This is a genomic window from Campylobacter corcagiensis (assembly GCF_013201645.1).
Classification (GTDB): domain Bacteria; phylum Campylobacterota; class Campylobacteria; order Campylobacterales; family Campylobacteraceae; genus Campylobacter_B; species Campylobacter_B corcagiensis.
Genome location: NZ_CP053842.1, coordinates 240,715 through 253,823 on the forward strand (window position 1 = coordinate 240,715; position 13,109 = coordinate 253,823).

At 32.3% G+C, this 13,109-nt stretch carries 16 protein-coding genes; 13 read left to right on the plus strand and 3 right to left on the minus strand.

Translation table 11 applies throughout. The features are described 5' to 3' along the window. Nucleotides 1–9: 9 nt before the first annotated feature. Nucleotides 10–297 carry an Asp-tRNA(Asn)/Glu-tRNA(Gln) amidotransferase subunit GatC gene (gatC, locus tag CCORG_RS01365; protein WP_025802694.1) on the minus strand — a complete coding sequence of 96 codons (288 nt, stop codon included), beginning with the start codon at nucleotides 295–297 and terminating at the stop codon, nucleotides 10–12. A gap of 118 nt (nucleotides 298–415) precedes the next feature. Here gatC and CCORG_RS01370 point away from each other — a divergent pair, with 118 nt between their 5' ends. Genes CCORG_RS01370 through hisG form a run of 5 tightly spaced genes read left to right on the plus strand, consistent with a single transcriptional unit; the run spans nucleotide 416 to nucleotide 3,525 of the window. After that, on the plus strand, nucleotides 416–985 hold the full coding sequence (locus tag CCORG_RS01370) for a hypothetical protein (RefSeq protein ID WP_025802696.1): 570 nt from the start codon (nucleotides 416–418) through the stop codon (nucleotides 983–985). Beyond that, the gene (locus CCORG_RS01375) at nucleotides 982–1,995 is read left to right on the plus strand and encodes a hypothetical protein (protein WP_025802698.1); all 1,014 of its coding nucleotides are present in this window, start codon (nucleotides 982–984) and stop codon (nucleotides 1,993–1,995) included. The genes CCORG_RS01370 and CCORG_RS01375 overlap by 4 nt, the downstream gene beginning before the upstream one ends. A 2-nt stretch (nucleotides 1,996–1,997) precedes the next feature. Next, entirely contained in the window at nucleotides 1,998–2,312 is a 315-nt protein-coding gene (locus CCORG_RS01380) for a hypothetical protein (protein ID WP_025802700.1), read from the plus strand. Next, nucleotides 2,300–2,917, plus strand: coding sequence for a type III pantothenate kinase (locus CCORG_RS01385; protein WP_025802702.1), 618 nt, complete (start codon nucleotides 2,300–2,302; stop codon nucleotides 2,915–2,917). The genes CCORG_RS01380 and CCORG_RS01385 overlap by 13 nt, the downstream gene beginning before the upstream one ends. Further along, nucleotides 2,911–3,525 (plus strand): ATP phosphoribosyltransferase, encoded by a 615-nt coding sequence (gene hisG, locus CCORG_RS01390; RefSeq protein WP_025802704.1) that lies wholly within the window; start codon nucleotides 2,911–2,913, stop codon nucleotides 3,523–3,525. The genes CCORG_RS01385 and hisG overlap by 7 nt, the downstream gene beginning before the upstream one ends. On the opposite strand, the gene CCORG_RS01395 is transcribed toward hisG, so the two are convergent. Further along, nucleotides 3,522–4,412 carry a LysR family transcriptional regulator gene (locus CCORG_RS01395; RefSeq protein WP_025802705.1) on the minus strand — a complete coding sequence of 297 codons (891 nt, stop codon included), beginning with the start codon at nucleotides 4,410–4,412 and terminating at the stop codon, nucleotides 3,522–3,524. The two genes, hisG and CCORG_RS01395, sit on opposite strands and share 4 nt — an antisense overlap. 18 nt (nucleotides 4,413–4,430) lie before the next feature. Continuing rightward, nucleotides 4,431–5,288, minus strand: a complete 858-nt coding sequence (gene nadD / locus CCORG_RS01400; protein WP_025802706.1) for a nicotinate (nicotinamide) nucleotide adenylyltransferase — start codon at nucleotides 5,286–5,288, stop codon at nucleotides 4,431–4,433. Between the two features lie 62 nt (nucleotides 5,289–5,350). Here nadD and gap point away from each other — a divergent pair, with 62 nt between their 5' ends. From gap to CCORG_RS01440, 8 genes are all read left to right on the plus strand, one after another. Then, entirely contained in the window at nucleotides 5,351–6,346 is a 996-nt protein-coding gene (gene gap, locus CCORG_RS01405; protein WP_025802708.1) for a type I glyceraldehyde-3-phosphate dehydrogenase, read from the plus strand. After that, on the plus strand, nucleotides 6,343–7,554 hold the full coding sequence (locus CCORG_RS01410; RefSeq protein ID WP_025802710.1) for a phosphoglycerate kinase: 1,212 nt from the start codon (nucleotides 6,343–6,345) through the stop codon (nucleotides 7,552–7,554). Before gap ends, CCORG_RS01410 begins: the two co-directional genes overlap by 4 nt. Beyond that, nucleotides 7,551–8,237, plus strand: coding sequence for a triose-phosphate isomerase (locus tag CCORG_RS01415; protein WP_025802712.1), 687 nt, complete (start codon nucleotides 7,551–7,553; stop codon nucleotides 8,235–8,237). Before CCORG_RS01410 ends, CCORG_RS01415 begins: the two co-directional genes overlap by 4 nt. Then, nucleotides 8,234–9,052, plus strand: a complete 819-nt coding sequence (fabI, locus tag CCORG_RS01420; RefSeq protein ID WP_025802715.1) for an enoyl-ACP reductase FabI — start codon at nucleotides 8,234–8,236, stop codon at nucleotides 9,050–9,052. The genes CCORG_RS01415 and fabI overlap by 4 nt, the downstream gene beginning before the upstream one ends. Before the next feature lie 2 nt (nucleotides 9,053–9,054). Continuing rightward, entirely contained in the window at nucleotides 9,055–10,074 is a 1,020-nt protein-coding gene (locus CCORG_RS01425; protein ID WP_025802717.1) for an NADH:flavin oxidoreductase/NADH oxidase, read from the plus strand. 103 nt (nucleotides 10,075–10,177) lie between these two features. After that, the gene (locus tag CCORG_RS01430) at nucleotides 10,178–11,425 is read left to right on the plus strand and encodes an OmpP1/FadL family transporter (protein ID WP_025802719.1); all 1,248 of its coding nucleotides are present in this window, start codon (nucleotides 10,178–10,180) and stop codon (nucleotides 11,423–11,425) included. Nucleotides 11,426–11,468: 43 nt separating this feature from the next. Continuing rightward, on the plus strand, nucleotides 11,469–12,281 hold the full coding sequence (locus tag CCORG_RS01435; RefSeq protein ID WP_025802721.1) for a 3'-5' exonuclease: 813 nt from the start codon (nucleotides 11,469–11,471) through the stop codon (nucleotides 12,279–12,281). Then, nucleotides 12,271–13,080: a DNA ligase gene (locus CCORG_RS01440; protein WP_025802723.1), complete on the plus strand. Its 810-nt coding sequence runs from the start codon at nucleotides 12,271–12,273 to the stop codon at nucleotides 13,078–13,080. The genes CCORG_RS01435 and CCORG_RS01440 overlap by 11 nt, the downstream gene beginning before the upstream one ends. Nucleotides 13,081–13,109: the final 29 nt, after the last annotated feature.

Below are 13,109 nucleotides of genomic sequence, written 5' to 3' on the forward strand. Positions count from 1 at the left end.
TTTTCAACCTTAATCTAAAATTTTAGGCACCACAAAAAAACCATCTTTAGCATCTGGTGCATTTTTAAATACTATATCTATAATCTCTTGATTGCCACTATTTGGAACATCATCTCTTAGCGGTGTAAAATTTGAGCTACTACCTATTTTTTCATCTTTTAAGTTAAGCTCATCTAAGATATTTACAAACTCAAGTATGCTTTGTAGCTCCTTTTTAGTACTATCTCTTCTGTCATCGTCTATTTTTATGGCACTTAACTTTTCAAGTTTTTTTAGTAAATTATCATCTATCAGCACTACTTTATCCTCTCTAATAACAAAAATCTTTTTATTATATCACAAATTAGCTTACAATTAGGCGTTATTTAAAAGATTTTATGCTACAATTACGCTCAAATTCAGATAAAGGAAAATTTTGGCTATAAAAGATAATGTAAAAGAGTTAAAAAAAGTAGCAGACTCTGAAGAGCAATTTTTAGAAAGCATTATAAAAAGTGAGTTTTTTGTTAAGAAGTATAAAAAGCCTATAATAACAGTAGTTATCATAGCTATTTTGATACCGCTTGCTTTGGCAACTTCAAATTTTATAAAAGATAGAAAATTTAAAGCAGCAAACGAAGCTTACGCAGAGCTTATTACAGATCCAAACAATCAAAAAGCAAAAGAGAAGCTAAAAAGTTCTAGCAAAAACCTATATACTATTTATGAGTTTAGAACGGCTCTTGATACTAACGATAGTGCTAAACTTGATCAGCTTTCAAATTTAGATGGAATTGATCCTGTTTTAAAAGATCTTATAAATTTTAGTGCTAAAAAAGATAGTGGGGAGATAATGGATAGCTATGCTGTTTTTATGAAGGGATATGGCTATTTAAAAGATGGCAAGATTGAAGAGGCAAATCAAGAATTTGTTAAAATTGCGCCAAATTCTCCACTTGGTGATATAGCTAGAAATTTAAGACATTATAATGGAGCAAAACAGTGAGAAATTTAACTATATTGACAGCTTTTATCTTAGCTTTTGTTTTTACGGGTTGTTCTACAAAAAGAGAGTATTTCCACCCACAAGAAAATGAAGCAGTAGCTGATCTAAACTATCAAGGAAAACTAAATAGTAAAATAGCGTATGCTACAGTAAATGGCGCTACTTTAAAAAATGGAACAATTATCACAAAAAGTGGCATAATAAATGGCGTAAAGCTAGATAAAAATGAGAAATTTTTAGGAATTTTTGATAATAAAATTCTATCTTCAAACATAAGTGGAAATTTTAAAATTCGTGATATGAGTGGAAATGTTTTGCTTGATAAAGATTTCTCATCTCAGGTTGTATCAGCTAGCCTAAAAGGAAGCGATCTTGCTGTCATAAGAGCTGATAATGCTATGTTTTTATTAGATATAAGTAATAATAGCGTAAAATTTGCTGATAAATTAGATAGAGTTTATACGCTTGATTCAAGAACGGCATCTCCATTATTTTTAGGAAATGATGCTTTGATGTTTCCTAGCTTAAATGGTCAACTTCTCTTAATCCACACTCCAACTGGCGGACTAGCTTTAGATACATATATAAGTTCTGAGCCGTTTTTTAATAATGTAATTTTCCTAGAAAATAAAGGACCAAACATCTATGCTGCTACAAACACGGGAGTTCTTTTAAATACTCCAAATGGTAACAAAAGAGTTATTGATACGATAAAAGATATATTTTTATATCAAGATAGATTGTATCTATTTAGTAAAGATGGCACAGCAAAGGTTTATGATTTAGCGTTAAATAAACTAAATGAAGAGAAATTTAGATTTGCTCAGTTTTCAAATATCATTGCAAAAGGTAATAAATTATATATTTTTGAAAGACAAGGTTACATGATAGTAACTGATTTAAATCTTAAAAATAGACAAATTTTTGAACTTGATGGCGATATAGATGAGACAAATTTTGCTAGTGAGAATGTCTTTTATCACGGTGATGAGTATATAGAGATAAGATAGCAATGGAAGAGCTTTTGCTTTCACAAAATATAATTCTTAAGAAAAGTACTACAATTAACCTTGCTAAATTTAGCAAGGTTAGATCTTATAAGTGTCTTGTCGGATCTGATTTGGATTCAAACAATACAATAATTTTTTTTAGAGATGCAAAGAGTAGGTTTTTAAAAAAAGACTTTGAAATTTTAGAGAATTTAGCAAATTTAGTTGCAAAAGATGAGGGAAAAATCATAAAAAAAAGATATCTTTTTTTAAACTCTCAGATTTGCTCTAGAGCTTTAGACTTAGCTAAAAGTAAGGGCTGGAAATGCTACTTTTAGATGTTGGCAACCACAGTGCTAAAATTTGGCATGATGGCTTAATTTCAAGTAAAAGTATTGATGAACTTAACTCTTTTTTGCCAAAAGAGAAGGCTTACTATATCAGTGTAAATTCTAACTTTAAACCAAATAGTAATAAATTTATAGATATTAGTGATTTTTTTGAGTTTGATACTATATATAAGGGTTTGGGCGTTGATAGAATCGCAGGATGCTATATAATTAAAAACGGAATTGTAGTTGATGCAGGAAGTGCGATAACTGTTGATATAATGATAGACTTTGTTCATCAAGGTGGCTTTATAGTGCCTGGGATAGCAGCACAGCTTAAAGCAAATGAAGAAATTTCAAAAGTTCTTAAAGTGGCGATTAATTCGCAAGTAAGTCTTGAAGCTTTGCCACAAAAAACAGTCGATGCTGTAAGTTTTGGAATAATTGCACCTTTAGTATTCCTCATAAAAGATATGAGTAAAAATAAAAATATCTACTTAACAGGTGGAGATGGAAGCTTTTTTTCTAAATTTTTTGATAATGCGATTTTTGATAAAAATTTAGTCTTTAGAGGAATGCTTAAAGCTTTAGAAGAAAGAGGTATAAAATGCTAACTGTTGCTTTGCCAAAGGGCAGAATTGCTGATGGAACGCTAGAAGTTTTTAAGGCTATTTATGGTGATGATTTTGAGTTTGAAGATAGAAAACTTATTTTAGAAAAAAAAGGCTTTAAATTTCTAGCAGTTAGAAATCAAGATATACCAACTTATGTGAGTAATGGTGCAGCTGACATAGGCGTAGTTGGTCTTGATGTATTAGAAGAGCATAAAAGTGATGTTTTAAGGCTTTTAGATCTTGGTTTTGGAAAGTGTAGAGTATGTGTTGGAGTTAAAAACGAATTTACGCTTGATTACGATATGCCAGGTATTAAAGTTGCAACTAAAATGCCAAATATAACAAAAGAATTTTTTGCAAGTAAAGCAACTCCAGTAACGATTATAAAGCTTTATGGATCAATTGAGTTAGCTCCACTAATCGGTCTAGCTGATGCGATTGTTGATAATGTTGAAACTGGAACTACAATGAAACAAAACGGTCTAAAAGTAGCTGAAACGATAATGCAAAGCTCAGCTTATTTAATATCAAATAAAAATAGTTTTATAACAAAAAGGGCTGAAATTTTAGCATTAACTAGCAAAATTTCAGCGCATTTAAATAGTTAGATTTCAGTAAGTTTGGCGTGAGTCTCTCTTATCTCTTTTTCAATTTTTGAGATAATGTTTAAAAAAGTCTCACTGTCATCTTTATCTTTTGAGTATACTAAGTAGATATTTCTTAGGAATTTTTTACCCTTTACTTTTACTTCAAAAAGGCTCTTTCCAAGTTCATTTTTTACTGCAAATCTAGGTAAACAAGTAAAATAACTACTGTCTTCTAAGCATCTTTTTATCGCTTCAGTTGTAGGTAGTTCTAAAATAGTATTTAGCGATATATCGCCTGGTAAATTTGCATAAAAAGAATCCCTAGTACCACTTCCGCTCTCTCTCATTACCCACTCTTCTTTTGTAAGATCATTTATGCTATAGGTTTTATCGCTAAGATTTTTGTTTCCAGTTACTACAATTATCTCATCTTTACAGATTAAAACTGACTTTACATCAGAATTTTCAAGATCGCCTTCTATAAGACCTATGTCTATTTTATTATTTACAACCTCATCTAGAATTTGAGTTGTATTTCCCATAGATACACTTAAATTTATCTTGTCATTTTTTTCTAAAATACCACTTAAAATATAAGGAGATAGATATGTTCCAACATTTTGACTTGACATCAAAGATAGCTCATACATGCTCTCATTTTGCATATTTCTTTCTATTTCTAAAACTCTATTATAAATTGGTTTGATTGATTTATAAAAAGCTTTTCCTCTTTCGTTTATAGACAGACTTTTGCCCCTTCTATCAAAAAGATCTCCGCCCAAAGAGTTTTCTAAATTTTTGATAGATATTGACATTGCTGATTGTGAAATTCCAAAAAATTTAGAACACTCACTTATCTGCTTTAGCTCACATACCTTTAAAAAATACTCAATCTGTTTTAGTGTCATAAATCCTCCTTTTAAAAACTATCTTTCAAATTTAAGTTTTTCTAAAAACTCTTCTATATCGTATTTTGTTCTATAAGCCTCACTCATTAGATGAATGATAACATCACCCAAATCAATAACCGTCCACTCATCGCTACTTTCTATATGCAAAATTTTCTCTTTTATCTCAGCAAGAGCATTTTTTATATCATCACTTAGTGAAAGTCCATGTTTTCCTGTTAGCGTTGTAGCAATTATAACACTTTTAGCGATGTAGTCTTTGCCTTCCATATCGATAACTTCGATATTTTCAGCCTTTTTATTCTCTAAAATATCAGTAATTATTTTAATCTTTGACATTTTTGTCCTTTTATAAAAATCCAAAACTTCACTTTGCAGCGGTTTTGGTATATATTTTAAATTTAGATTATTTCTAAATTTTGTAGATGAAATATTAGCATTTATATTTAATTTTTTCAAGTCCTTAGGTATAAACTCACCATCTCTTGAGGCTACTACAAATTCCACTAAACTCTCAAGTTCAGGGTAGTTTTGCCACTTTTTTAAATCCTTTAAATTATCAGCACCAATTATCAAATAAACTGTATTTGGCTTATAAATTTCTTTTAAGTATCTTACAGTTTCTATTGTAGCAACTGGACGGTTTTGTCTGATTTCGTAATCACAAATTTCAACTTTGTCTAAATTTTCAAAAAGTTTTTTTAGCCATTTAAGCCTTAAATTTGGTGGTGCAAAAAAGCCACTTTTAAAAGGATTTATATAAGTAGGTATGATAAAAAGCTTATCAATATCTAAAGAAGTAAGTGAAATTTCCACGATTTTAGTGTGTCCTAGGTGCGGTGGATCAAAACTTCCACCAAAAAGTGCGATATTCATTTTAATATTTCTTAACCTTATTTTTAGTAAAATACAAGTCATTATATCTAAAAAGGATTTGTATGGCACTTAAAATAGCTATAAATGGATTTGGGCGTATCGGCAGATGCGTAGCTAGAATCATCTTAAATAGAGATGATGTAGAACTTGTAGCGATAAATGACACAGCAAAAAGAGAGATAACAAGATATTTGCTTAAATATGACAGCGTTCATGGCGAGTTTAAAAAAGATGTTTTAGTTGTAGGTGATGATATAAGTGTTGATGGAAAAGTCATAAAAATGTCTTCAACAAGAGAGCCTAGCGAGATTGATTTTAATGGCGCAGATGTGGTTTTAGAGTGTACTGGGGCATTTTTAACTAAAGAGTCTTGTAAACCATATCTAGATAAAGGATTAAATTTAGTCGTAATGAGTGCTCCAGCTAAAGATGATACGCCAACATTTGTAATGGGCGTAAATCATGAGCTTTACAGTGGCGAAAAAATCATCTCAAATGCAAGTTGTACTACAAATGGACTAGCTCCAGTTGCAAAAGTTCTTGATGATAAATTTGGCATCGTAAGTGGACTAATGACTACAACTCATGCCTACACAGCTTCTCAGCCACTTCTTGATACAAAAAGTAAAGACTTTAGAAAAAGTAGAGCAGCAGCTACAAACATCATCCCAACTACTACAGGAGCAGCAAAGGCTATAGGCTTAGTGCTTCCAAATTTAAAAGGTAAGCTTAATGGACTGGCTTTAAGAGTGCCAGTGGCTGATGTTTCGATGGTGGATTTAACAGCGGTTTTAGCTAAAAAAGTAACTACTGAAGAGATTAATAGTGCCTTTAAAGATTACGCTAAGAAAAATCCAGAAATTTTACTTTTTGATGAGGATTTTAGGGTTTCAAGCGATTTTATTACTAGTTCATACTCAAGCGTTGTAGCAAGCGATATGACTCAGATTGTTGATGGAAATTTAGTTAAAGTTCTAGCATGGTATGATAATGAGTGGGGCTATAGTTCAAGGCTTGTTGATTTGGCTGTTTATGCGGCTAAAAAGGGTCTAAAATGACAGAAAATTTACTTTTTATAAAAGATATAAATTTTAAAAAAGGCTCAAAAGTTTTTATAAGATGTGATTTTAATACCCCAATGGATGAGTTTCAAAATATAACTGATGATAGAAGGATCCGCTCAGCTCTTGCAACGATAAAATACTGCTTAGATGAGGGGTGTTCTGTTATTTTAACTAGCCATTTAGGTCGCCCAAAAAATGGCTATGAAGAGAAATTTAGCCTAGAGCCAATAGCAAAAAGGCTCTCAAGACTTCTAAATAAAGATGTTATTTTTGTAAAAGATATCATCGGAGAAATGGCTAAAAAGGCAGTTAGTGAGCTAAAAACAGGTGAAATTTTACTACTTGAAAATCTTAGATTTGAAAAAGGTGAAACCAAAAATGATGAAAATTTTGCCAAAGAGTTGGCAAATTTTGCTGATTATTATATAAATGATGCTTTTGGAGTTTGTCATAGAGCCCACGCTTCAGTTCATGCTATTACTAAATTTTTTGATGATGAGCATAAATGCGCTGGATTTTTGCTAAAAAAAGAGATTGAATTTGCTTCAAATTTGATTAAGCATCCAGCTAGGCCTTTTGTTGCTGTTGTTGGCGGAAGTAAAGTAAGTGGCAAACTTCAAGCTTTAAAAAACCTACTACCAAAGGTTGATAAGCTTATAATTGGCGGTGGAATGGCGTTTACTTTTATAAAAGCTTTAGGTTATGAGATAGGAAACTCGCTTTTAGAAGAGGATTTGATAGATGAAGCACTAAAAGTTTTAGAAAAAGGTAAAGAGTTGGGCGTTAAAATTTACTTGCCAGTTGATGCTATTGTTGCGCCATATCTATCAAATGATACTGTGATGAAATACGTTCCTATTCAAGAGATGCCAAAAGATTGGATGGGACTTGATATCGGACCAGCTAGCGTAACGCTTTTTAAAGAAGCGCTTGACTCAGCTCAGACTATTTGGTGGAATGGACCGATGGGTGTTTTTGAGATAGATAAGTTTTCAAGAGGAAGCTTTAGAATGAGTCACTTTATAGCAGAAAGCCCAGCTACTACGGTTATTGGCGGTGGCGATACAGCTGATGTGGTAGCAAGAGCTGGAGATAAAGATGAGGTTACTTTTATATCAACTGGTGGTGGAGCAAGTCTTGAGCTGATTGAAGGTAAAGAACTACCTGGTGTAAAAGTGCTTATAAGAGAGGAAAAAAATTGAAAATTTATGCAAATTTAAAGTGCAATCACAGCAGAAAAAGCTTTGAAAACTACGCTGAAATTTTAGATCAAGATTTAAAAAGCTCTTTTAATACTCACGAAATAGTTGTTTTTCCACCAAGTTCAGCATTTAGTGAGCTAAAATTTAGCTTTAGGCAAGGAGCTCAAAATTTTTATCCTACTTTAAATGGAAATTTCACAGGCGAAATAGGCCTAGAAATGCTAGAAGAATTTGATATCAAAGATGTCATCATCGGTCATAGCGAAAGACGAATTTTAGGCGAAAATGATGAGTTTTTAAAACATAAATTTGATTTTGCTAAAGAAAAGGGCTTAAACATCATCTTTTGTATCGGAGAAAGTGATGTGGTCTATATGAATGGCAGTTCAAAGGAGTTTTTAAAATCTCAACTAAAAGAACTTGACTTAGAGTATAAAAACTTAACCATTGCTTATGAGCCAATCTGGGCAATAGGTAGTGGGAAAAGTGCAAGTCCTGAGTATATTGATGAAATTTTAGATTTTTTAAGGACTCTTTCATCTGCACCGCTTTTATATGGTGGGAGCGTGAATTTGGGAAATATCGCTGAAATTTCAAGCATTAAAAACTGTAACGGAGTTTTGGTAGGAAGTGCTAGTTTTGAAGTGGAAAATTTTATAAAACTTATTAGGGAGATAGAGTGATTTTAGAAGGAAAAAAGGGTTTAATTGTTGGAGTTGCAAATAAGATGTCAATAGCTTATGGCATCGCAAAAGCGTGTAAAGACCAGGGTGCTAGCATGGCTTTTACATATTTAAATGATGCACTTAAAAAAAGAGTTGAACCACTTGCGACTGAACTTGGAAGTGATAAAATTTATAAGTTAGATGTAAATAGCAATGAAGACTTAGAAAATTTAACTAAAAATTTAAATAGTGATTTTGGAAAAATTGATTTTGTCCTTCACGCAGTAGCTTTTGCACCAAAAGAGGCTTTAGAGGGTGAATTTATAGATACAACAAAAGAGGCTTTTGATGTTGCGATGGGCACATCTGTTTACTCACTTATTTCGCTTACAAAAGCGGTTTTACCTGTGATGAATGATGGCGGGGCGATACTAACTCTTACATATTTAGGTGGTCCAAAATTTGTACCTCATTATAATGTTATGGGCGTTGCAAAAGCTGCACTAGAAAGCTCAGTAAGATATCTTGCAAGAGATCTCGGTAGTAGAAATATTAGAGTAAATGCTATTTCAGCTGGACCGATTAAGACTTTAGCGGCAAGTGGAATTGGTGATTTTAGAATGATACTTAAGTGGAATGAAGCAAATTCTCCACTTAAAAGAAATGTCACAACTGATGATGTTGGTAAAAGTGGAGCGTACTTGCTTAGTGATATGTCAAGTGGTGTAACAGGGGAGATTCACTATGTAGATGGTGGATATAACATCATGGGAATGGGTGATATAACTACAGATGATGAAGGTAAGACCATTTTAGCGTGGGATAAGGAGTAAAAATGTCAAAGTTACTTAAACCTATAAAGCTTGGAAATTTAGAGATTAAAAACCGTATCGTAATGCCTCCGATGTGTACATATATGGCAAAAGAAAGTGGTAAGGTTAGAAGTTTTCACCGCTATCACTATGTATCAAGGGCTATTGGCGGGGTTGGATTTATCATAGTCGAAGCTACAGCAGTTGAAGAGCGAGGCAGGATAAGTAACTTTGATCTTGGGCTTTGGGATGATAATCAAATTAAATCTCACACAAAACTTACAAAAGACATTCATAAATTTGGTGCCAAAGTAGCTCTCCAGCTTGCACATTCTGGAAGAAAGTGTGAGTGCGTAAACTGTAAAAGCGTAGCACCAAGTCCTATAAGGTTTTCTCAAAGCTATAACAAACCAAAAGAGTTAAGTTTAAAAGAGATAGCAAATGTTAGAGAAAATTTCTTAAAAGCAGCAAAAAGAGCAGTTCTTGCAGGCTATGATATGGTTGAAATTCACGCAGCTCATGGATATTTGCTTCATGAATTTTTAAGTCCATTAACAAATGAACGAAAAGATGAGTATGGTAGTAGTTTTGAAAACCGTGTAAGATTGCTTTGTGAGATAATGGATGATTTTTCAAAATCAGATATCTCATTTGGCGTAAGAATCAGTGCTGATGAGTGGGAAAATGGCGGATTTGGTATAGAAGATAGTAAGAATTTAGCTAAAATTTTAGAAAGTTTAGGGGCTAAATACATCCACGTAAGTGCTGGTGGAAATCACCCAAAGCCAGCTCTTATGCCAGATATAGAGCCACTTTATCAAGCAAACTATGCAAAAGAGATAAAAAGTGTGGTTAATGTTCCTGTTATTGCTGTAGGGCTTATTACGACGATAGATGAGGGAGAAAAGCTGCTAAATGAGAAGTATTGTGATATGGTAGCGTATGGAAGAGAGCTACTTAGAAATCCAAATTTAGCTCTTTATGCTCAAGCAAAATCTAGCAGCAGCGATGATATTTTCAGTGCTTATAAAAGGGCTTTTTAAAAAGTCCTTAAAATTTCAATAATTTTTTAAATTTCAGCTAATTATAAGTAAAATCATAGATAAATTTATATATAATAAAACCTTTTGCTTTTAAGGATAATATATGAAATTTATAAAACTAATACTACCTCTAGCTTTTGCTTCATCTGTTTTTGCTGGGGGCTATAAAATTCCAGAACAAAGTAGCGATTCTATGGCTTTAGCAGCGAGTAATATCGCTAAGAGTTTTGGTGCAGACGCGGCTTACTATAACCCTGCAAACATGGTCTTTTTAGATGATAAAAGCCATATAAATATTAACACTTTTTATATTCATCTAGGAGAAACTAAATTTAACAATCACTCAAAAAAATTAGGAACATCTGATACTAAATCTAAAGATTATGATGTTGTTGGAGCTTCAACTTACTATGTATCTCCATTTTTTGCCAATAATTTTAGATTTGGTCTATCTTTTAACATTCCAGCAGGACTTGCGATGGAGTGGGATGATAGCTATCCAGCAAGTGTAGCAGAGAAATTTGAACTTAAAATTTATGAACTTGCTCCAAGTTTAGCCTATCAAGTGCTTGATAACTTAAGCGTTGCAGCAGGTGTTAGAGTGGTTTATACTGATGGTGTTATAAAAAATAGAGTAAACACAACACCTTATAAGATGAGCCGTGAAGTAAAGGGTGATTCTTTTGATTTTGGTTATAACTTAGCTTTAGCTTATAAGCCAACTAAAAATTTATCTTTAGCTGCAACTTATAGATCAAAAGTTGACATAAATGTCAAAGGAGATACAAATCTAAATGAGAACTTTTTAGGTAAAAATTTTAGTAAATCTATTGGCACAAATATCTCTATTCCACTTCCTGCATCTTTAAATTTAGCACTTGCTTATGAAATGGATAAAGTAACACTTATGTTTGCTTTTGAAAGAACTTATTGGTCATCATTTAAAGAGCTTGATTTTAACTACAATGAGCCAATTTTAAATCCAATCACTAAAAAAATAATTGATGATGCACATGAGAAAAAATGGAAAGATAGCAACACTTACCGTTTTGGTATGGCTTATCAAGCTAGTGATAAACTTCGCTTAATGGCTGGTTTTGGCATAGATGAAAATATCGCTGCTGATAAATTTACAAGCTTTGAACTACCAAATACTAAAGCTTATATCTACTCAGTTGGTGCAAATTACGCTATTAATAGCGATTTAGAGGTTGGATTTGGATATTTGTATCAAGATAGACAAAAACGAAATGCAAATGTTCAAAAATCAAATTTCATAGGCAATGTAGAGGGTGAATTTGACCCAGGCGATGCACAGCTAGTTAGTCTATCACTTAAGTATAAATTTTAGTTTGGTTTGATAAAATCCTTTAATAAACTTAAAGGATTTTAAAATGAGTAGATATAGAGCTATATTTGATTGTGAAACTATCCCAGATAGCGATAGTTTAAGGATAACTTATGGTTTTGACGGTAGTGATGAGGATGTAGCAAATTTAGCTTTTAGTGCTCAAAAAGAAAAAACTGGAAGCGAGTTTTTACCTGTAAATTTCCATAAAGTTGTAGCTATTAGCATGGTTTTAGCTGATGAATTTGGTAAGTTTATAAGGGTTGATAGCATAAAAGGCGGTAGTGAAGAAGAGATAATTAGAAATTTCATTAAATTTATAGATAAACACAATCCACTTTTAGTGAGTTTTAATGGTCGTGGTTTTGATATTCCAATGATTATGATTAGAGCAATGAGATACAACATTACAGCTTTTTCATACTTTGAGGTTAAAAACCCAATGCTTAATAAAGATAAATGGGATAATTACCGCGTTCGTTATAGCTCAAATTTTCATCTTGACTTGCTTGATTTTATTAGTGAACACAAATCAGTTTTTGGTTTTAATCTCGACTCGCTTTGTAAAACCCTAAATTTACCCGGCAAATACGACACAAAAGGCGATCAAGTTACTAGACTTTTTTATGCAGGTTGTAAAGATATCATAGATGAATACTGCCAAAGCGACACGCTAAATACATACTGGCTTTTTTTAAAATATGAAATTTTAAGAGGAAATTTAACTATTGAAGATTACGCTAGTTTTTTAGCAGGAATGAGAGATTATTTAGAAAAAGAAAAGCCACAAATGTCGTATACGCCAGTTTTTCATCAACATATACAAAAAGAACTTGAAAGGCTAGGATATGAAATTTAAAGCTCTGTTTTTGCCTCTTTTTCTAATCATTTTTGCTAGCGCTCAAGTTATGCTTCTTAGCGAATACAAAGATGAAAATTTAAGTGGCTGGTATATCAGCGAAAAGCTTGATGGAGTTCGTGGTGTATGGGATGGCAAAGAGTTAAAAAGTAGAAGTGGTTATAAATTTAGCTATCCAGATGAGTTTATAAAGTGTTTTCCAAATTTTGCTCTTGATGGTGAGCTTTATACGAAAAGAGGAGAATTTGATAAAATTTCAAGCATAACTTCAAATATGAGTGAACATCAAGGTTGGGGTGAGATCAAATTTCACATATTTGACATTCCTGAAGCAAATATTAGTTTTGATGAAAAATATGCCAAAATGAAAGAGTTAGATAAAAATTGTAAAAATATCATAGCCATAAAACAGATTGCTGCTAAAGATAATGAAGAGGTTTTTAAGCTTTTAGATGAGGTTGTAAATAGCGGTGGCGAAGGGCTTGTAGCAAGATCTCCTAGTCTTATTTACGAAAATGCTAGATCATCAAAAATTTTAAAGATTAAGAAATTTAAAGACGGCGAGTGTGAAGTTATTAGGATAAATGAAGGTAGTGGCAAATATAAAGGGCTTATGGGTTCTATTTCCTGCCGTGACACAAAAAGTGGTGTTATTTTTAAAATCGGCACAGGTTTTAGCGATGAGATAAGGAAAAATCCCCCTAAAATAGGGCAAATCATAACATATAAATATCAAAACTTAACCAAAAACAACAAGCCAAGATTTCCTGTATTTTTACGATATAGAGATGAGTTATAACTTAGATTTGATATAATTTCAAGGGTTAA